The following is an 18,039-nucleotide window of genomic DNA, read 5'->3' on the forward strand; positions in this document are numbered from 1 at the left end:
TCAAGGGTTGAATCCCGCTAACCGAGAGGAACTTGAAAGTTTTTCCGAATATCGGAAGAATAGGGCTACCAGAACGAGAGAGTATTCGAAACAGTGAAATCCGAAGACCCGGCAGTTTCCAGCCTGCAGCGCGCGGTGGCGGTGCTCCGCGCCCTCGCGAGCGGCGCCGGCCGCGTGAGCGATCTTGCGAAGACGCTCGACTACACCCAGGCCACGACGCACCGGTTGCTGCAGCAGCTGGTGCAGGAGGGCCTGGTCGAGCAGTTGCCCGACAAGCGTTATGCACTCGCGCTCGGCTTGTTCGAACTCGCCGCGCGTGCGGGAGAGCGCGGCGGATTGCGTTCGCAATGCCGGCCCTCGTTGCTGCGGCTGGGCGCCGCGCTGGGCGACAGCGTGTTCCTGCTCGTGCGCGCGGGCTTCGACGCGATGTGCCTGGACCGGTGGGAGGGTCCCTTCCCGATCCGCAGTTTCACCGGCGACATCGGCGGCCGCGTGCCGCTCGGCGTGGGGCAGGGGTCGATGGCGATCCTCGCCAACCTGCCCGAGGCCGAACGCGAGGAGGTGATCCGCCACAACGTGCCGCGGCTCGCGGGGCGCGGCCCGATGGATGGCGTGTACCTGCGCACCGAGATCGCGAAGGCGCGCAAGCTCGGTTATGCCGCGACCAACTCGGGGCTCATCGAAGGCATGGCCGGTGTGGGCGTGCCGGTATTCGATGCGCGCGGCGAGGTGGTGGCGGCGCTCAGCATCGGCACGCTGGCCGAGCGCGTGAAGGGCGAGCGGCTGCAGGTGGTGGTCGACCTGCTGCAGCGCGAGGCGCGCACGCTGTCGGCGCAGATCAACCCGTTCGACCGCGGGTTGCGCAGGCCTGCGGAGGCGCTGGTGTCGTGAACTGCGCGTGACCTACACGGCTCGGATGTCGAGCCGCTTGCCGAGCACCTGCAGTGCAGCGTCGATGCCGTCGATCTTCGTTGCGTGCCTCAGGGTCGTGAGCCGGTTCACGTCCTGGGGCGAGGTTCCCAGCTTGCGCGCGAGCTCCGAAGGCCGCACCCTTTGCCTGGCCATCTCGTTGAGAAGCAGCACCTTCGCGGCGATGGGGGGACTTCGACGGGAACCTGTCCCTTCTTCACGCGGGAAGGTTCCGGGACTTCGCGGTTGTCTTCGAAATAGAACTCGAACGCGGTCACCAAGGCGTCCAACGCCATCGACACGGCTTCGACGCAATGGAGGGGCTGGAAGCAGCCGAAAGGATAGGGTCGGCGGTAGGCGCCCGCGCGCCGAGAGCTACGACGCAGCCTTCGGCCCGAACTGCACGAGCAGGCCGTCGTCCACGACGGTGATCGTCTGCGGCTGCACGCCCATCGTGTCTGCGAGCGCGAGCTCGCGGTCGGTGAACCTGTGCACGACGAACTCGCCGACGGCCTGCCGGGCCATCTCGCGCAGCAAGCGCCGCACGGCCTGCGAGGTGCGCTCGGGCATGCGCGACCAGCGCACGTCGTGGAAGTCAGGCCGGTAGGCGCGCAGCGTGCGGTCGGACGGCTCGTACCGCAACGCAAACAGGAGATCGACCTCGCCCGTCTGCGGCTCGGGCATCTGCGGGCCCGATGCGTTCAGCTGCAACGTCGCGCCGATCTGCTGGCGGGCCGGGGCCAGAAGGAGCTGCGGCGCATCGGCCGAGAGCTCCACCACGCCCGGCACACCCCAGCGCACCGGAAAGCGCGCCGAGAGCGCCTTGTAGATCTGCGCCGCGGACACGCGCAAGCTCGGCCGTGGCGCCTCCTGTGCGGGCAGCACGGCGGGTGCGAACAGCGCGGCGAGCAGCGAGCGACGGAGCATGCGGCGATTGTCGCTCCGGCCGCGTGCTCCTGCGGTGACAATGAAGGCATGCAACTGCGACTGGGTGTGATCTCGGACACGCACGACCTCGTGGGGCCGGCTGCCTTCCGGTTCCTGCAGGGGTGCGACCGCATCCTTCACGCGGGGGACATCTGCGGCGCGGAAGTGCTCGACGAACTCGCGAAGATCGCACCCGTGACCGCCGTGCGCGGCAACAACGACCGCGGCGACTGGGCACGCAAGCTGCGCGAGACGGAACGGGTCGAACTCGGCGGCGTGGCCGTCTACATCATCCACGACCTCAAGCAGATCGACATCGACCCGAAGGCGGCCGGCGTGCGGGTCGTGATCTCGGGTCACTCGCACCGGCCGCGCTGCGACGAAGTGGACGGCGTCCTTTACTTCAACCCGGGCAGCGCCGGCCCACGCCGGTTCAACCTGCCCATCAGCATCGGCGAACTGGTCGTCGGCGGCGGCAAGGTTTCCGCGCGCCTCGTCGACCTCGAAACACTCAGTTCGCCGGCGGGTACTTCCTGAACCACTGGGCCAGCAAGCCGTTCGTGCGCTGCAAGACGTCGCGCGCCGCGGCGGCATAGGCCTCGTCGGTGCTCTCGGCCACGGCCTTCTTCGAGCTGCGCGAAGCGCCACCGGCGTTCTGCATGCCGGCGAGTTTGCCGAGCACGTCGAACGCGGTCTTGACGGCGGTGTTGTCCTCGCTGGCCGTTTCCTTCAGCGTGCCGAACTGCATCGCGCTCGTCACGGCCTGCGCGAGCGAGAAGTTGCCCTCGTCCCCCTGCATGTGCATGCCATTGCGGAACTCGGTGGTGCGCACGTAGTAGCTGTTGAGCGCCGCCACCGACATGCCCAGCTCCGCGCCCGTCTCCGCCGCGCGCGCGACCAGGCCGCTCTGGTTGCCGCTCGATCGCATCTTCGCGAAGTTGACGAACAGCATCGGCGCGATCACCACGGTGTTGTGCTTGCCCGAGATCTCCTGCAGCTTGCGGTAGTTGTGCAAATCCAGCATGCCGCCGTCGCCCCACGCACCCTCGAAGTGCGTGAACACCAGCGGCAGCCCCGTCGGCGAGAAGAATGCCGCGGTCTGGCCGTTCTGCTCCTTCGTGTAGCCCGGCTTCGACGCCTTCAGCTCGCCGATCATGTCCTTCAGCGGGTCGAGGGGCACGACCTCGCGGCCCGACGCGGCGAGTTGCGCCAGCAGGTCCTCGTACGCCTTGTCCGTGAGCGCCTGCATGGTCTTCGGGTCCACGCCCTTGAGCGCCACGAACAGCGAAGAGCGCGCACCACTCATGTCGATGCCGCCGGGCAGGTACGCGCCGCGCACTTGCGCGGTGACGCTGTTGTCCGTGATGAAGGCGACGCGGAACGCGGCGACCGCGATCCGCTTGCCCGCGGGCATCACCTCGATGATGTTCTTGCCGAACGTGCCGCCCATGCGGCCTTTGAAGAACGTGTCGGGGTCGGTGGCGGCGGCGCTTACCGCGGAGGATGCGGGCTGCGCATCATTCGTTTGCGCGATGGCGCCGCATGTGGCGGCCGCCAGCAGCGTGGAAAGGGCGAGCGAACGGACAACGGACTGCATGGAACACCTCCTGTCCCATGCTAAGCACGCTTCGCGCCTGCGTCACCCCTGTGAAAACGGGGGTTGACGGCGGGCCTTACCAGGGCCAGCGGCGCTGCTGCATCGCTTGCGCCGTCGTGGCGCGGTTCTCGAGTTGGGTCGTGGTCGTCGCGTTGCCGACGTTCAGCGCGCCGAACACCTGCGACATCGCCGCGGCGTTGTCGTTCCACTGCACGACATAGCGGCCCTCGTACACGCCCGGCTGCAGCTCGCGCATCTGCACGCGCATGCCGCTGGGCATGTCGATGTACGCATTGCCGCCCGGGCGGCCCATCAGCACGAATACGGCTTCGCTGCCGGGTTGCAGCGAACCCTGCGCGAGGTAGAAGCGGCTGATCATGTGCCCACCGGGTGCCGCGGGAGCCACGCCATACGGCGAGCTGTAAGGCACTGCGCCGTTGTTCAGGTAGACGATGCGGCCGTACTGGTCGTATTGGAATTGGCGGCCGGACGCGTCGGTGTAGACCGCGCCGGGTTGCACCGCGCTATCGAGATAGACCTGGCGCCCGTACTGGTCGTACTGGAAGCGGCGGCCGTAGGAGTCGGTGTAGATCGAGCCGTAGCCCGGCGACGCCACGACGGCAGGCGTGGACGGCTGGGTGCCGAAGATGCCGGACAGGATGCTGCCCAGGTTCTGGGCGGATGCGGACGTGGCCGCGGCGCCGGCGGCAACGGCCAGTGCGAGCAGGGTCTTCTTGTTCATGATGGGTCTCCAGTTGACCCATTGGACCTTGGCCGCACGCAGGCGGCCAGCGGATGAGGACCTGTGCGTGTGTAGGCTTGTTGCTAAGGATGAAGTACCACGCGGCCCACCACGCGGCCCTCGCGCAGGTCGTCGAGGCTCTGCTGTGCGGCGTCGAGGGGCCGCTCGGTGATCGGGATCTGCGGCGCGCCCTTCGTGCGCGCGAGGGTCACGAGCTCCTGCAGGTCCGCGAGCGAGCCGACATACGAGCCTTGCAACGTGAGCGCGCGCAATGGCAGCAGCGGCAACGACAACTCAAGGGCGCCACCGAACAGGCCGACGATCACGACCTTGCCACCGCGATGCACCACCTGCATCGCAAAGCCGGTGCTGGAGGGCGCGCCGACGAAGTCGATCGCCGCCGCGGCGCCACCGCCCGTCGCCGAGAGGATGTCCTTCACCGATTGCTTCTCGCGCGGATCGAACGCCTGCGCGGCGCCGGCTTGCAAGGCAGCTTCGCGCTTGGCAGGGTCGATGTCGGCGACGTACGCGGCGATGCCGTGGAACTCCTTCGCCATGCGCACCGCGGCGAGGCCCACGCCGCCTGCACCGACGATCACGAGCGGGCCGGGCAGCGCCTTCTTCAGCGCGCTGAACGCAGTGAGGCCCGAGCACGCGTAGGTGCACGCGAGTTGTTGCGGGATTTCGCCTGCATCCACCAGGTAGCGCTCGTGCGGCACGAGCACGTGCGTGCTGAAGCCACCCGCCGCCCGCACGCCCAGGTCTCGGGGCATGCCGGTGCAGATGTGCTCGTTGCCGCTCTTGCATGCGGCGCACTGGCCGCAGCCGATCCACGGATAGACCACGCGCCGGTCGCCCACCCTGGCCACGCGCGCCTCGGGCCCCACGGCGACCACCTCACCCGCGATCTCGTGCCCGAGCGTGTGGGGCATCGGCGTGTTCTTGCCCAGCTCCGCCTTGCGGCCGTTGCCAAGGTCGAAGAAGCCTTCCCAGATGTGAACGTCGCTGTGACACACGCCGCTGGAGCCGACGCGCACCAGCACCTCGGTGCCTTGTGGCTGCGGCAGGGGGTCGGTGTACTCGCGAAGCCGCTCGCCGGGAGCCGGCATCTTGTAGCTGCGCCAGGGGTCGGTCATACGGAGGCCTCCTCGACAAGAAGCCCCCAATCTAGCCGAAATCGCGCCGCGCGCGTGTCACGTGGGGCGCTTGCAGGTGCTGATGCCCAGCATCGCATACGGCGGGCACCAGCCCAGGGCCGCGGTGGCGAGCGGCACGATGCCCAGCCAACCCCACCAGCCCACGGTGCCCGTGGCGGCGAGGGCGATGAGCACGAGGCCGGCGACGGCGCGCACGCCGCGGTCGATCGTTCCGATATTGGTCTTCATGGTGACTCCTTCGCCTGCATGCTGCCGCGCGGCGCCCCCTTGCAAGTTGACGGCCGTCAACCTTGCGGCGGGCGCTGCGCGAGCAGCGCGTCGGCGTACTCCTGCCAGCGCGCGGCCTTGTCGACCTGCTTGAACACGCCGTCGGCCGCCTGGTCCGCCACCCACTGCTGCTTGTCGGCGATGGCGCGGGCCATGAACGGCTCGAAGCCGGCTTCCTTCACCGTGTTGGCCGACTCGCGCATCTCCTCGGCGCGCCGCTTGCCGTGCTGCACGACGCGGCTGAAGAAGTAGGCGCCCTGCTTCTGCCAGTCGATGGACGGGAAGGTCTCCTGCAGCGTGGGCAGCACGTGGTCTTCCACGCCGTAGGCGCGCGCGGTCGTGTAGCTTTCGATCACGAGCGCCTCCAGGCCCTTGATCATCACGCTGCGGCACATCTTGATCGCGCTGGCCACGCCGAGCCGGTCGCTCACGGCCCTGGCGTCCATGTCCCAGGACTGCAGCAGGGCGGCAAGTTCCTCCGCGCGCGCGCCGCCCAGCAGCATCGGCACCTGGATGCCGTACGGCGGCACCGACGTCATCACGCCGGCCTCGACGTAGTACGCGCCCGCGCCGTCGATGGCGGCGGCGGCCTGCTGCTTGGTGCCGGGGGAGGCGGAGTTGAGGTCGAGGAAGACGGTGCCCGGCCTGATGACCTTCGCGGCTTCGAGCGCAACGGCCAGCGTGTTCGATGCCGTGACGGCGGAGATGACGAGGTCGCTCTCGATGCACAGCTCGCGCATCGAATTGCACGCCTTGATGCCTTGCGTGGCGGCGTGAGAGCGCTCGGTGTCGCGCGTTTCGCGCGCCTCGAACTTCAGGTCCCAGGCACTTGCCTGCTCGACGCGTTGCTTCAGGCCCGATGCGAAGATCTTGCCGACTTCACCGTAGCCGACAAGGCCGAGGCGCTGGAATTTCATGGGCGGGCTCCTACTGTTTCTGGATGCCGGCGCGCTCGATCACGGCGCCCCAGCGTTTCGTTTCGCTCGCGAGCAGCGCGGCCAGCTGCTCCGGTGTGCTGGCGCGTGCCTCGACGTCCAGTTGCGCGAGCTTCTCGCGCACGTCGGGCATCGACAGCGCCGAGCGTAGCTCGTAACTCAGGCGCTGCACGACTTCGCGCGGCGTCTTCGCGGGTGCGGCGAGGCCGTTCCACGAGGTCACGTTGAACTTCGCGAGCGCGCCGCCGCTCTCGGCGACCGTGGGCACGTCGGGCAGGCGCTTGTTGCGCTTCTCGCCCATCGTGGCCAGCACTCGCAGGGCCTTGGCGTCGACCTGCGCCCGCACCGGGCCGAGGATCTCCACGGCCGCGTCCACTTCGCCGCTGCGCAGCGCCGTGATCACAGCCGGCGTGCCGTTGAACGGCACCACCTGCACCTTGATGCCGGAGGTGGACTTGAACAGTTCCGCCGCGAGGTTCTGCGTGCTGCCGACGTTGATGGTCGCGATGTTCAGTTTGCCCGGCTTCACCTTCGCCGCCCAGAACAGCTCCCCGATGTTGCGGATCGGCGATTGCGCGGGCACGACGATGGCGAGGTCGAAGACACCGATCAGCGAGATCGGCGCGAAGTCCTTCTGCGCGTCGAAGGGCAGGCGTTTGAAGAGGTTGGCACTCACGGCCGTGCCGTTGCTCATGAGCAGCAGCGTGTAGCCGTCGGGGTCCGCGCGCGCCACCTGCTCGCCCGCGACCACGCCGCCGGCACCGGGGCGGTTGTCGATGATCACGGACTGCTCGATGCGCTTCGAGAGTGCGTCGCCGACGGCGCGGGCGGTGAGGTCGGCGATGCCGCCGGCGCCAAAGGGCACGAGGATGCGCACGGGCCGGCTGGGATACGGCGCCTGCGCTCGGGCAGCTGCGGTAGCAAAGGCGGCAACTGCGGCGGCCGCCTGCCGGCGATTCAGCATTCCCTCATCGTGCCACACCGAGCAGCCGGTCGAGAAGCTCCGGCGCGTGCAGCAGCTCGTCTGCGCCGCTCGAGTGCACCACCGTCCCCCGATCCAGCACGATCGCCCGATGCGAAATCCGCAGGATCGCCTGCGGATGCTGCTCCACGATGATCGCCGACAGGCCTTCCTCGCGCGTGATGCGGTGGATCGCCTTGAGCAGCTCGGCCACGATGATCGGCGCAAGCCCTTCCAGCGGCTCGTCGAGCAGCAGCAGCTTCGGGTTGACCACGAGCGCGCGGCCCACAGCCAGCATTTGCTGCTCGCCGCCCGACAGCTGCGTGCCGAGGTTGCCCTTGCGCTCGGCCAGCCGCGGGAACATCTCGTACACACGCGCTGGCGTCCACTTGCCCGGCCGTGCCACCGCCGTGAGGTTCTCGTGCACCGTGAGCGACTTGAAGATGTTGCGCTCCTGCGGCACCCAGCCGATGCCCGCTGCGGCGCGCTCGTGCGAGGGCAGCTTGTGCAGCGCCGCGTCGCCGAGCGCGATCGTGCCGGCATGTTGGCGAGTCGCGCCGGCCAGCGTGTTGATCAGCGTCGTCTTGCCGGTGCCGTTGCGGCCCAGCAGCGCCAGCGTCTCGCCTTCGCCCAGCGAGAAATTCACGTCGTGCAGCACGACAGCCTCGCCGTAGCCGGCACTGAGCTTTTCGACTCGGAGCAGGTCAGGCTGCATGCATCGCCTCCACGTCCGAGCCCAGGTACACCGCCTTCACCTCGTGGTTGTTCGCGATCTCCTCCGGGTTGCCCTCGGTGAGGACGCCGCCGTTGACGAGCACGGTCATGCGGTCGGCAAAGCTGAAGACGAGGTCCATGTCGTGTTCGATCAGCAGCACGGAAACGTCGGCGGGCAGGGCGGCTACCGTCTGCAGCAGCTCCTCGCGCTCGCCCGCAGGCACGCCGGCGACGGGCTCGTCGAGCAGCAGCACGCGCGGCTCGCAGGCCAGCGCGATCGCGATCTCCAGCAGCCGGCGCTTGCCGTAAGCCAGGTGTTCCGTGCGCTGGTTCATCACTTCGGCGAGGTGGAACTGCTGCAGCAATTGCTCGGCGCGCTCGGCCACGGCGGCGCGTGCACCCAGCGGCTTCCAGAACGAAGCGCCGAAGCCACGCTGCTGCGACACGACGAGCGCCAGCGTTTCCAGCGGCGTCATCGACGCGAACAGCTGGTTGATCTGGAACGTGCGCACCATGCCGCGCCGCACGCGCTGGTGCGGGGCGAGGTTGCTGATGTCCTCGCCCTCGAGGACGATCTTTCCTTCGGTGGGCTCGAGCACGCCGGTGAGCAGGTTGATCAGCGTGGTCTTGCCGGCGCCGTTGGGGCCGATGAGGGCGTGGCGTGCGCCGCGGCGCACGTCGAGCGTGACGTTGTTGGTGGCCGTGATGCCGCCGAACTTCTTCACCAGGCCCTGCGCGGAGAGGACGATGTCGCTCATGACTTCTTCCACCACGTCCACGGTTTGAACAAGCGGTCGCGGCCGACGAGTACGAGCACCACGAGGAACAGGCCCAGCCAGAACGTCCAGTACTGCGGCGTGACGGACGAGATCGCGTCCTGCATCAGCTTGAACAGGACGGCGCCCGCGACACCGCCATAGAGCCACCCTGTGCCGCCCACGACGAGCATCAGCATCAGGTCGGCGGAGCGGTGGAACTCGAACACGTCGAGCGACGAGAAGCCCGAGGTCTGCGTGAACAGCGCGCCGGCAGCGCCTGCCATTGCGGCGGCAATGGTGTAGATCGCGACGAGCCGCGCATGAACCGGGATGCCGATCGCCATCGCACGCAATCGGTTGTCGCGGATGGCCATGAGCGTGGCGCCGAAGGGCGAGTTGACGAGGCGTCGTGCAATGAAGAACAGGACCAGCAGCACCACCAGCGAGTAATACGACGCGGTGATGCCGGCCAGGTCGAACTCGAACTTGCCGAGCAGCGGCGAGAACATCAGGCCCTGGATGCCGTCCGTACCGCCGGTGAGCCAGTCGAGCTTGTTCGCGAGTTCGAGCAGGATGAGCGCGACGCCCAGCGTGACCATCAATCGCGTGAGGTCGGTGCCGCGCAGCACCGTGAACGCGGCGAAGAAGCCGAGCACCGCGGCGGCACCCATGGACACGAGCAGGCCCAGGTGCGGATCGGGGTTCACGTGCTTGCAGAAGAGGGCTGCGGTGTACGCACCCAGCCCGAAGAAAGCCGCATGCCCCAGCGACACGATGCCGGTGAAACCGAGCACCAGGTCGAGCGACACCGCGAAGAGCGCCACGATCGCGATCTCGTTGACGATGAGCGCGGACTTCGGCAGCAGCATCGGCACGGCGAACGCCACCAGCCAGATCGCCGGCTCCCACGTCTTGATGCGGCTGGCGTTCAGCAGGGATTTCTGCGCTTCGATCATGCCTTGCCGCCTTGCCGAACGAAGAGGCCCTGCGGCCGCCAGATCAGGATCACGATCATCAGCGTGTAGACGATGAACGCGCCCATCTTCGGGATGTAGTACTTGCCGGCCACGTCGGCGATGCCGAGCAGCAGCGCCGCGAGCAGCGGCCCCGTGATGGACGACGTGCCGCCCACGGCCACCACGATCAGGAAATAGATCATGAACTTGAGCGGGAAGATCGGGTCGAGGCCGAGCACTTCAGCGCCGAGTGCGCCGCCGAGGCCCGCGAGGCCGGAACCGAACGCGAACGTCGAGAGGAACACCACGTTGACGTTGATGCCCATGCCCGCGGCCACGCGCTGGTCATCGACCGACGCGCGCAGCCGGCTGCCGAAGCGCGTCTTCGACAGGATGTACTGCAGGCCCACCGTCAACGCGGCGCAGATCACGATGATGAAGAGCCGGTAATGGCCCATGCCCAGCGAGCCGATCTCGGTGCGGCCCTTCAGCCACTCGGGCAGCTGCAGGATCTGCTGCGTGGACCCGACGAAGTAGTCGACCGCGGCGACGGCCATGAACACCAGCCCGATGGAGAACAGCACCTGGTCGAGGTGGGGTTTGCTGTAGAGCGGCCGGTACAGCGTGCGCTCCAGCACCGCGCCGAGCAGCGCCGAGCCGGCAAACGCCAGTGGCAGGCACACGAGGAACGGCACGTCCGCGCGCTGCATCAGCAGCACGGTGATGTACCCGCCCACCATGGCGAATGCGCCGTGCGCGAGGTTGATGAAGTTCATCAACCCCATCGTCACCGCCAGGCCGACGGCGAGGATGAACAGCAGCATGCCGTAGGCAACGCCGTCGAACAGTATGGTCAACATGGAAGGACACGGCCCTCAGGGCCGTGTTTTCACTTCGTTTTACCGGGGTCCTTGACGTCCTTGATGACGTCGAACTCCACGTTCCACAGCTGCCCGTCCTTCTTCTCCACCTTGCGCAGGTAGATGTTCTGGACGATGTCGCGCGTTTGCGCGTCGATGAACACCGGGCCGCGCGGGCTCTCGAAGATCTGGCCCTTCATCGCGGCCAGCAGCGCGTCGCCGCCGCCCTTGCCGCCGGTCTTCTTCAGCGCTTCGTAGATCACGCGCATGCCGTCGTAGCCGCCCACCGACATGAAGTTGGGGCGCAGCTTGTTGTTGGCCTTCATGAAGGCCTCGACGTACTTCTTGTTCGCGGGCGAGTTGTGCGCCGTGGAATAGTGGTGCGAGGTGACCACGCCCAGGGCCACGTCGCCCATGTCGTTGAGCTGGTCGTCGTCCGTCACGTCGCCCGTGCCGATCAGGCGGATGCCGGCCTTGTCCATGCCGCGCTCGCCGAACTGCTTCATCACCGCCGCGCCCGCGCCCGACGGCACGAACACGAACAGCGCGTCGGGCTTGAGGTCGCGCACCTTCTGCAGGAACGGCGCGAAGTCGGGGTTGCGCAGCGGCACGCGCAGTTTCTCCAGCACCTTGCCGCCGTTGAACAGGAAGCGGTCGTTGAAGAACTTCTCGGCGTCGATGCCGGGGCCATAGTCCGTCACGAGAGTCACGACGGTCTTGATGTTGTTCTTGGGCGCCCAGTCGCCCATCGCCACCGCGGCCTGCGGCAGCGTGAAGCTGGTGCGCACGACGTAGGGCGAAGCTTCCGTGATGCTCGAAGTGGCAGCCGCCATCACCACCAGCGGCGTCTTCGACTGCGTCGCGATCGGCGCCACGGCCAGCGCGGACGGCGTGATGCCGAAGCCGGCCACCACGTCCACCTTGTCGTTCACGATCAGTTCCTGCGCCACGCGGCGCGTCACGTCGGGCAGGCTGGTGTCGTCCTTGACGATCAGCTGCACCTTGCGGCCCGCGACGGTGTCGCCGTTCTGCGCCATCCACAGCTTGGCGGCCGCTTCGATCTGCCGGCCGGTGGTGGCCTGCTGGCCCGTCATCGGCAGGATCAGGCCGATCTTGAACGGGGCTTGCTGGGCGAAGGCGCTCGTTCCGGCAGCGGCGAGCACGCTCGCGGCCGCGAGCGTGCGCAGGAAGAATCGTTTTTGCATGCGGGGTCTCCTTGGAGGGTGCGCAATTCTCTTCCCGCGCGCGCGGGTTGGGCAAAGTCGGGCGGGGTCTAGCAGTTATGCGGGTTTGCGATAGCCGGCTTTAAGATATCGCGGATATGACGCATCCCCCCATCGACGAGGACAAGCCCGTCGCCACCCCGCTCGACGACGTCCGCATCCGCCAGGTGCGGCCCCTCATCTCGCCGGCGCTCCTTCAATATGACCTGCCTGCCGATGCGGCCGTGCAGCGCTTTGTGGAGGACGCGCGCAGGCAGGTGGCGGACGTCGTGCACGGCCGTGACCCGCGTTTGCTGGTCGTTGTCGGCCCGTGCTCGATCCATGACCGGGATCAAGCCCTGGAATACGCGCGGCGGCTGAAGGCGCTGGTGCCTGCGGTGCAGGACAAGCTGCTCATCGTCATGCGCGTGTACTTCGAAAAGCCTCGCACCACGGTCGGCTGGAAGGGCTTCATCAACGACCCGTACCTCGATGGTACCTTCCACATCAACGAAGGTTTGCGCCTCGCGCGCGAGCTGCTGCTCGACATTGCGAAGATGCAGCTGCCGGCGGCCACGGAGTTCCTGGACCTGCTCAGCCCCCAGTACGTGTCGGACCTGATCAGCTGGGGCGCGATCGGCGCGCGCACGACCGAGTCGCCGAGCCATCGCCAGCTGGCTTCGGGCTTGAGCTGCCCGATCGGCTTCAAGAACGGCACCGACGGCGGCGTGCAGATGGCGGCCGATGCGCTGATCGCGTGCCGCTCGCCGCATGCGTTCATGGGCATGACCAAGATGGGGCTGGCGGCGGTGTTCGAAACCGAGGGGAACGAGGACTGCCACATCATCCTGCGGGGCGGGTCGCGCGGGCCGAATTACTCGGCGGCTGACATCGAGGCCGCGTGCGCGATCCTGAACAAGGCCGGCGTGACGGAGCGGGTGATGGTGGATTGCTCGCATGCGAATTCGCAGAAGAACTACGAGCGGCAGGTCGAGGTGGCGCGAGACCTGGGCGCGCAGATCCGCGCGGGGGAGAAGCGAATCCTCGGGTTGATGATCGAGTCGCATCTGCATGCTGGGCGGCAGGACCTGAAGCCCGGCGTTGCGTTGAAGCCCGGCATCTCGATCACCGACGCGTGCATTGGTTGGGAACAGACCGAGGCCGTGCTGCGCGAGTTGGCTGGCCACTAGCCTCGCTTGTCGCGAGTGCGCGCGGCGCCCGCCTTGTGCAGCTTCTTCCACTTCTTCCTCACCTGGATGCGATCCAGCGCGGTGAGGTTCACCCGCTCCGCATCGCGCACCAGCTTCTGAAAGTTCACCAGCCGGTCCTGTGCCACGTGCTCTCGCACCGCGCACCCCGGCTCGCCTTCGTGGCGGCAATCGCGGAAGCGGCAGAGCGGCGCGAAGGACTGCACGTCGTCGTAAGTCGCCGCAAGTGACTGCGCATCCGCGTCCGGCCGCCACGTACGCAGGCCCGGCGTGTCGATGATGCAGGCGCCGGTTTCGCACAAGTGGAGTGAACGCGCAGTCGTCGTGTGCTGCCCGCGCCCGTCGCCGCGTCGCACCTCACCGGTGTCCTGGACGTCGCTCGCAAGCAGCGTGTTGGTGAGCGTCGACTTGCCCGCACCAGACGCACCGAGCAACACCAGCGTGCAACCAGGCGCGAGCCACGGTGCGAGCTCCTTGCGCGCGGATGGGCTCGTGCCGTTCACCGCCAGCACCGGGATGGTCGCCGGCAACCGGTCGCACATCTCGCGATAGTGCTCACGCGCCCCGATGTCGGCCTTCGTCAACACAACCACAGGTGCCACATCGGCCGCCTTGACGATGGCGATGTAGCGCTCCATGCGCCGCAGGTTGAAGTCGTTGTCCATGCCCATCACGAGCAAGGCCGTGTCCACGTTGCTCGCGAGCGTCTGCCTGCGCCCGTCGTTCGCGCGCCGCGCGATCTGCGTCACGGGCGCGATCCGCTCGTGGATCCACCATTGCCCGTGCTCGCCCGGCGCGGCGAGCACCCAGTCGCCGATGGTGAGCGCGTCGCCGTCGGCCTGCAGCACTTCCGAGACACGCGCCAGAGCGCGTGCGCGCAGCTCGTGCGTGCCGTCATGCAGCGTGAACACGTCGCGCTGCGTTTCCGTCACCCGGGCGAGGCGCGTGCCGGGTACCGGTGAAGCGAGCTCACCCAGGCGGCTCGTGATGCCTTGCGCCAGCCCGATGCGGCGCAGCTTGTCGAAGTCGATGTCGATCATGGAGGGTCATGTTGAAAAGCGAACGTATCCGCCACGCCCGTCGAAAACAGGCGCGGAGCATGTGCGAAAGGAAACGTCGGCCGCGCAGCGCGGCGAATCAACGGAGACCCGCGAGAGGCGCTGGTTTACGCAGCCGACAGGAGGGCAATGGGCGTGTTCGTCATGGCTTGTCTCCTGGAGGTGGTTGAAGAAGGCGCGGAGTTTGCCGCGCCTCGCGGGGTTTCGTCAAGCCGCGGCTGTGACGCGGATACCACGGATCTGCCCGGCCACCGGCGCGCTCGTGGGCCGCGGGTACGCGACCGGGTCGAACCTGTGCAGCAGCTCGGCCTCGCGCACGCGCGCGAGCGCGACGTTGGCGAGCTTCACGTGGCCGAAGCCGCGCATCTGCATCGGCAATGCGGCGATCTCGGTGGCGGCCTTGATGCGGTCGGCCGAGAGCGTGGGCAGCAGCGACTCGATGCGCTGCATGTACGCGGTGACCAGCTCGCGCTCCATCCGGCGCTCATCCGTCCTGCCGAACAGGTCGAGCGCCGTGCCGCGCAGGTGCTTGCCGAGGGCAAGCACGCGCATGAAAGGCAGCATCCAGCCGCCCAGGCGCACCTTGCGCGGCGGCTGGCCGTTCTTCGCGCGCGAGAGCGCGGGCGGCGCCATGTAGAACTCCAGCGCGACCTTGCCTTCGAATTGCTCGTCCAGGGTCTTGAGGAACTCGCCGTCTGTGTACAGGCGCGCCACTTCGTATTCGTCCTTGTACGCCATCAGCTTCAGCAGGCTGTGCGCGACGGCGCGGGTGAAAGGCAGCGAGAGGTCGCCGCCGGCGGAGAGCTCGCGCTGGTGCACGCGCAGGATGAAGTCGCCATAGCGCTTGGCGTACGCGGCGCTCTGGTAGGCCGTGAGGTGCTTCATGCCTCGTTCGACGATGAGGTCGAGCGAGTCGTTCATGGACGGGTGCCCGGCCGGTTCTTCCAACAGCGACACCAGCAGCTCGGGCTCGCCGGCAGCGAGGCGTCCGATGGAGAGCGCGAGCTTGTTGTTGTCGACGGCGACCTTGTTCAGCTCCACCGCGCGCAGCAATGCTTCGAGGCTCACCGGCACCACGCCGCGCTGCCACGCGTAACCGAGCGCCACGATGTTGGAATAGATGGAGTCGCCGAGGAAGGCTTCGGCCAGCGCCTGCGCGTCGAAGGTCTCGACGCGGTCGGCGCCGGCTGCGAAGCGCAGTTTCTCCAGCAGCGCGGGTGTCTTCAATGAAGCATCGGGATTGCGCAGGCTCTCGGCCACCGGCGTCTCATGCGTGTTCGCGAGCACGCGTGTGCGGCCGTGGCGCACCGTCGCCAGTGCATCGGGTGACGCGCCGACGACGAGATCGCACGCGAGCAGCGCATCCGCTTGCTGCGTGTCGATGCGCACCTGGTTGAGGCGCGACGGAATGTCGGCCATGCGCACGAACGACAGCACCGAGCCGCCCTTCTGCGCGAAGCCCATGAAGTCGAGCACGCTGGCGCTCTTGCCTTCCAGGTGCGCGGCCATCGCGATCAGCGCACCGACCGTGACGACGCCCGTGCCGCCGACGCCGGTGACCAGCAGGTCATACGGGCCGGTCCACTGCCACGCTTCGGGCAGCGGCAGCGCGCCGACGTGCTTCATGAACTCCGTGCTCCCGGAAGCGAGCGCGCCCGCTTTCTTGCGCGGCTTGCCACCGAGCACGCCGACGAAGCTGGGGCAGAACCCCTTCGCGCACGAATAGTCCTTGTTGCAGGACGACTGGTCGATCTTGCGCTTGCGCCCCAGCGGCGTTTCCAGCGGCTGCACCGCCACGCAGTTCGATTGCACCGAGCAGTCCCCGCAGCCTTCGCACACGCGGTCGTTGATGAAGACGCGCCGCGCCGGGTCCACCATCTCGCCCTTCTTGCGGCGGCGGCGCTTCTCGGCGGCGCAGGTCTGCTCGTAGATCAGCACGGTGACGCCGGGCACTTCGCGCAGCTCTCGCTGCACGCGGTCCAGCTCGGCGCGGTCGAAGAACTCCGTGCCAGCCGGGAACCTGTCGTGGATGCCGTCGTACTTGGTGATGTCGTCGGACAGCACGACGACCTTCTTCACGCCTTCGGCTTCCACCTGCCGCGCGATGCCGTCGACGCTGATGATGCCGTCCACCGGCTGGCCGCCCGTCATCGCGACGGCGTCGTTGAAGAGGATCTTGTAGGTGAGGGTGCTCTTCGCGGCCACTGCCTGGCGGATCGCCAGGTAGCCGGAGTGGTAGTAGGTGCCGTCGCCCAGGTTCTGGAAGATGTGCGGCACCTTGGTGAACATCGCGTGCGACACCCAGTCCACGCCTTCGCCGCCCATCTGGATCAGGCCCTCGGTGTCGCGGTTCATCCAGCTGGCCATGAAGTGGCAGCCGATGCCGGCCTGCGCGTGCGAGCCTTCGGGCACCTTCGTGGACGTGTTGTGCGGGCAGCCGGCGCAGAAGTAGGGCAGGCGCTTGACCGAGTCGCTTTCGTTCGACAGCAGCTCGGGGAGCGTGAAGTCGCGCACGAGGTGGCGGCGGTCGAGGTCGGGGTAGTGCGCGACGAGCCAGTTGGCGATGATCGCGATCAGGCGCGAGGGGCGCAATTCGCCGAGTTCGGAAACGAGCGGCGCGCCCTGCACGTCCTTCTTGCCGACGATGGCCGGGCGCACCGCGTCGTTGTAGAACATGGAGCGCAACTGCTCCTCGACGACGGGGCCCTTCTCCTCGATGACGAGGATCTCGTTCAACCCGTTCGCGAATTCGCGCATGCGCGTGGGCTCGATCGGATACGTCAGGCCCAGCTTGTAGATGCGCACGCCGTGCTGCGCCAGCGTGCCCGGCGAGATGTCCAGGCGCCGCAGCACCTCCATGAAGTCGTAATGCGCCTTGCCCGCGGTGACGATGCCGACCGTGGCTTGAGGGCTCGTCACGATGTGCCGGTCGATGCTGTTGACGCGCGCAAACGCGCGCACGGCGTCCAGCTTGGCATGCAGGCGCTGCTCGATCACCAGCGACGGCAGGTCGGGCCAGCGGTAGTGCAGTCCACCTGCAGGCGGCTCGTAGCCCGTCGCGGCGCGCACGGTTTCGGCGTCCTGCCACATCGCGACCCGCGCGTTGACGAGGTCGAGGTCCACCGTCGAGCCGCTCTCCACGACTTCCGACAGCGCCGTGAAGCCGACCCAGTTGCCCGAGAAGCGCGAGAGCTGCCAGCCGTAAAGCCCGAACTCGAGGTACTCCGCCACCGAAGCCGGCGACACGATCGGCGCATGCCACGACTGGAACGCCTGGTCGCTCTGGTGCGGCATCGACGACGACACGCAGCCGTGGTCGTCGCCCGCGATCATCAGCACGCCACCATGCGGCGAAGCGCCGTACGCGTTGCCGTGCTTCAGCGCATCGCCCGCGCGATCCACGCCCGGCCCCTTGCCGTACCACATCGCGAACACGCCCTTGCAGGTCTTGTCCGGGTCGGCTTCGACACGCTGCGTGCCGAGCACCGCCGTCGCGCCCAGCTCTTCATTGATCGCGGGCAGGAACCGGATGCCCGCCTCCTCGAACTTCTTGCCGGCCTTCCAGACTTGCTGGTCCACCATGCCGAGCGGCGAGCCCCGGTAGCCGCTGATGAAGCCTTGCGTGTCCAGGCCCGCGGCCGCGTCGCGCTGGCGCTGCATCAGCATGAGGCGCACGAGCGCTTGCGTGCCCGTGAGGAAGATCGCGCCGCTGCGGGCCCACAGGCTGTCGGCCAGCTGGTAGTCGGGGCGGGCGATCGGCGTGGAGGTGCTCGTTTGCATGGGGCGAG

General features: G+C 67.8%; 19 protein-coding genes. 3 read left to right on the plus strand and 16 right to left on the minus strand.

From position 1 onward, the window contains the following. Positions 1-93: 93 nt before the first annotated feature. The gene (locus tag H8R02_RS26195) at positions 94-891 is read left to right on the plus strand and encodes an IclR family transcriptional regulator (RefSeq protein WP_187084472.1); all 798 of its coding nucleotides are present in this window, start codon (positions 94-96) and stop codon (positions 889-891) included. A 12-nt stretch (positions 892-903) separates the two neighbouring features. On the opposite strand, the gene H8R02_RS26200 is transcribed toward H8R02_RS26195, so the two are convergent. The 3 genes from H8R02_RS26200 to H8R02_RS26205 all read right to left on the minus strand — a co-directional run bounded on the left by H8R02_RS26200 (position 904) and on the right by H8R02_RS26205 (position 1,836). Beyond that, positions 904-1,083 (minus strand): hypothetical protein, encoded by a 180-nt coding sequence (locus tag H8R02_RS26200; RefSeq protein WP_187084473.1) that lies wholly within the window; start codon positions 1,081-1,083, stop codon positions 904-906. Beyond that, entirely contained in the window at positions 999-1,205 is a 207-nt protein-coding gene (locus H8R02_RS30975) for a hypothetical protein (protein ID WP_494338109.1), read from the minus strand. Before H8R02_RS30975 ends, H8R02_RS26200 begins: the two co-directional genes overlap by 85 nt. Before the next feature lie 79 nt (positions 1,206-1,284). Continuing rightward, on the minus strand, positions 1,285-1,836 hold the full coding sequence (locus H8R02_RS26205; protein ID WP_187084474.1) for a DUF1439 domain-containing protein: 552 nt from the start codon (positions 1,834-1,836) through the stop codon (positions 1,285-1,287). A gap of 48 nt (positions 1,837-1,884) precedes the next feature. Between H8R02_RS26205 and H8R02_RS26210 the strand changes: the two genes are divergently transcribed. Then, positions 1,885-2,373 (plus strand): metallophosphoesterase family protein, encoded by a 489-nt coding sequence (locus H8R02_RS26210; RefSeq protein ID WP_187084475.1) that lies wholly within the window; start codon positions 1,885-1,887, stop codon positions 2,371-2,373. On the opposite strand, the gene H8R02_RS26215 is transcribed toward H8R02_RS26210, so the two are convergent. From H8R02_RS26215 to H8R02_RS26265, 11 genes are all read right to left on the minus strand, one after another. Next, positions 2,348-3,433, minus strand: a complete 1,086-nt coding sequence (locus H8R02_RS26215; RefSeq protein WP_187084476.1) for a hypothetical protein — start codon at positions 3,431-3,433, stop codon at positions 2,348-2,350. The two genes, H8R02_RS26210 and H8R02_RS26215, sit on opposite strands and share 26 nt — an antisense overlap. A gap of 76 nt (positions 3,434-3,509) precedes the next feature. Beyond that, complete coding sequence (locus H8R02_RS26220; protein ID WP_187084477.1) at positions 3,510-4,175, minus strand: hypothetical protein; 666 nt, start codon at positions 4,173-4,175, stop codon at positions 3,510-3,512. An 83-nt stretch (positions 4,176-4,258) separates the two neighbouring features. After that, positions 4,259-5,311 carry an alcohol dehydrogenase gene (locus H8R02_RS26225; protein ID WP_255429569.1) on the minus strand — a complete coding sequence of 351 codons (1,053 nt, stop codon included), beginning with the start codon at positions 5,309-5,311 and terminating at the stop codon, positions 4,259-4,261. A gap of 57 nt (positions 5,312-5,368) precedes the next feature. Then, positions 5,369-5,560, minus strand: coding sequence for a YgaP family membrane protein (locus H8R02_RS26230; protein ID WP_187084478.1), 192 nt, complete (start codon positions 5,558-5,560; stop codon positions 5,369-5,371). Between the two features lie 56 nt (positions 5,561-5,616). Next, positions 5,617-6,516 carry a DUF1932 domain-containing protein gene (locus H8R02_RS26235; RefSeq protein WP_187084479.1) on the minus strand — a complete coding sequence of 300 codons (900 nt, stop codon included), beginning with the start codon at positions 6,514-6,516 and terminating at the stop codon, positions 5,617-5,619. Between the two features lie 10 nt (positions 6,517-6,526). Continuing rightward, positions 6,527-7,498, minus strand: a complete 972-nt coding sequence (locus H8R02_RS26240; protein WP_187084480.1) for a Bug family tripartite tricarboxylate transporter substrate binding protein — start codon at positions 7,496-7,498, stop codon at positions 6,527-6,529. Positions 7,499-7,502: 4 nt separating this feature from the next. After that, complete coding sequence (locus tag H8R02_RS26245; protein WP_187084481.1) at positions 7,503-8,210, minus strand: ABC transporter ATP-binding protein; 708 nt, start codon at positions 8,208-8,210, stop codon at positions 7,503-7,505. Then, positions 8,200-8,967, minus strand: coding sequence for an ABC transporter ATP-binding protein (locus H8R02_RS26250; RefSeq protein ID WP_187084482.1), 768 nt, complete (start codon positions 8,965-8,967; stop codon positions 8,200-8,202). Before H8R02_RS26250 ends, H8R02_RS26245 begins: the two co-directional genes overlap by 11 nt. Further along, the gene (locus H8R02_RS26255; protein ID WP_187084483.1) at positions 8,964-9,923 is read right to left on the minus strand and encodes a branched-chain amino acid ABC transporter permease; all 960 of its coding nucleotides are present in this window, start codon (positions 9,921-9,923) and stop codon (positions 8,964-8,966) included. The genes H8R02_RS26250 and H8R02_RS26255 overlap by 4 nt, the downstream gene beginning before the upstream one ends. After that, entirely contained in the window at positions 9,920-10,783 is an 864-nt protein-coding gene (locus tag H8R02_RS26260; RefSeq protein WP_187084484.1) for a branched-chain amino acid ABC transporter permease, read from the minus strand. The genes H8R02_RS26255 and H8R02_RS26260 overlap by 4 nt, the downstream gene beginning before the upstream one ends. 29 nt (positions 10,784-10,812) lie before the next feature. Beyond that, complete coding sequence (locus tag H8R02_RS26265) at positions 10,813-11,988, minus strand: ABC transporter substrate-binding protein (RefSeq protein ID WP_187084485.1); 1,176 nt, start codon at positions 11,986-11,988, stop codon at positions 10,813-10,815. Positions 11,989-12,104: 116 nt separating this feature from the next. Between H8R02_RS26265 and H8R02_RS26270 the strand changes: the two genes are divergently transcribed. Beyond that, a complete protein-coding gene (locus tag H8R02_RS26270; RefSeq protein WP_187084486.1) occupies positions 12,105-13,175 on the plus strand; it encodes a 3-deoxy-7-phosphoheptulonate synthase in 1,071 nt (356 codons plus the stop codon). Here the strand turns inward: H8R02_RS26270 and rsgA are convergent. Together rsgA and H8R02_RS26280 are read right to left on the minus strand one after the other, a co-directional pair. Next, positions 13,172-14,233, minus strand: a complete 1,062-nt coding sequence (gene rsgA / locus H8R02_RS26275) for a ribosome small subunit-dependent GTPase A (protein ID WP_187084487.1) — start codon at positions 14,231-14,233, stop codon at positions 13,172-13,174. The genes H8R02_RS26270 and rsgA overlap by 4 nt on opposite strands. Positions 14,234-14,458: 225 nt before the next feature. Continuing rightward, complete coding sequence (locus tag H8R02_RS26280) at positions 14,459-18,031, minus strand: indolepyruvate ferredoxin oxidoreductase family protein (protein WP_187084488.1); 3,573 nt, start codon at positions 18,029-18,031, stop codon at positions 14,459-14,461. Positions 18,032-18,039: the final 8 nt, after the last annotated feature.

The sequence above is a fragment of the Ramlibacter albus genome (assembly GCF_014297445.1).
Taxonomy (GTDB): domain Bacteria; phylum Pseudomonadota; class Gammaproteobacteria; order Burkholderiales; family Burkholderiaceae_C; genus Ramlibacter; species Ramlibacter albus.

What these genes read in the sequence shown, in the direction of transcription:
- H8R02_RS26205 (WP_187084474.1), bottom strand. Translation starts at nt 1,836, where the DNA reads ATGCTCCGTCGCTCGCTGCTCGCCGCGCTGTTCGCACCCGCCGTGCTG.
- H8R02_RS30975 (WP_494338109.1), bottom strand. Translation starts at nt 1,205, where the DNA reads ATGGCGTTGGACGCCTTGGTGACCGCGTTCGAGTTCTATTTCGAAGAC.
- H8R02_RS26220 (WP_187084477.1), bottom strand. Translation starts at nt 4,175, where the DNA reads ATGAACAAGAAGACCCTGCTCGCACTGGCCGTTGCCGCCGGCGCCGCG.
- H8R02_RS26270 (WP_187084486.1), top strand. Translation starts at nt 12,105, where the DNA reads ATGACGCATCCCCCCATCGACGAGGACAAGCCCGTCGCCACCCCGCTC.
- H8R02_RS26215 (WP_187084476.1), bottom strand. Translation starts at nt 3,433, where the DNA reads ATGCAGTCCGTTGTCCGTTCGCTCGCCCTTTCCACGCTGCTGGCGGCC.
- H8R02_RS26210 (WP_187084475.1), top strand. Translation starts at nt 1,885, where the DNA reads ATGCAACTGCGACTGGGTGTGATCTCGGACACGCACGACCTCGTGGGG.
- H8R02_RS26265 (WP_187084485.1), bottom strand. Translation starts at nt 11,988, where the DNA reads ATGCAAAAACGATTCTTCCTGCGCACGCTCGCGGCCGCGAGCGTGCTC.
- H8R02_RS26260 (WP_187084484.1), bottom strand. Translation starts at nt 10,783, where the DNA reads ATGTTGACCATACTGTTCGACGGCGTTGCCTACGGCATGCTGCTGTTC.
- H8R02_RS26230 (WP_187084478.1), bottom strand. Translation starts at nt 5,560, where the DNA reads ATGAAGACCAATATCGGAACGATCGACCGCGGCGTGCGCGCCGTCGCC.
- H8R02_RS26255 (WP_187084483.1), bottom strand. Translation starts at nt 9,923, where the DNA reads ATGATCGAAGCGCAGAAATCCCTGCTGAACGCCAGCCGCATCAAGACG.
- H8R02_RS26235 (WP_187084479.1), bottom strand. Translation starts at nt 6,516, where the DNA reads ATGAAATTCCAGCGCCTCGGCCTTGTCGGCTACGGTGAAGTCGGCAAG.
- H8R02_RS26245 (WP_187084481.1), bottom strand. Translation starts at nt 8,210, where the DNA reads ATGCAGCCTGACCTGCTCCGAGTCGAAAAGCTCAGTGCCGGCTACGGC.
- H8R02_RS26240 (WP_187084480.1), bottom strand. Translation starts at nt 7,498, where the DNA reads ATGCTGAATCGCCGGCAGGCGGCCGCCGCAGTTGCCGCCTTTGCTACC.
- rsgA (WP_187084487.1), bottom strand. Translation starts at nt 14,233, where the DNA reads ATGATCGACATCGACTTCGACAAGCTGCGCCGCATCGGGCTGGCGCAA.
- H8R02_RS26225 (WP_255429569.1), bottom strand. Translation starts at nt 5,311, where the DNA reads ATGACCGACCCCTGGCGCAGCTACAAGATGCCGGCTCCCGGCGAGCGG.
- H8R02_RS26250 (WP_187084482.1), bottom strand. Translation starts at nt 8,967, where the DNA reads ATGAGCGACATCGTCCTCTCCGCGCAGGGCCTGGTGAAGAAGTTCGGC.
- H8R02_RS26280 (WP_187084488.1), bottom strand. Translation starts at nt 18,031, where the DNA reads ATGCAAACGAGCACCTCCACGCCGATCGCCCGCCCCGACTACCAGCTG.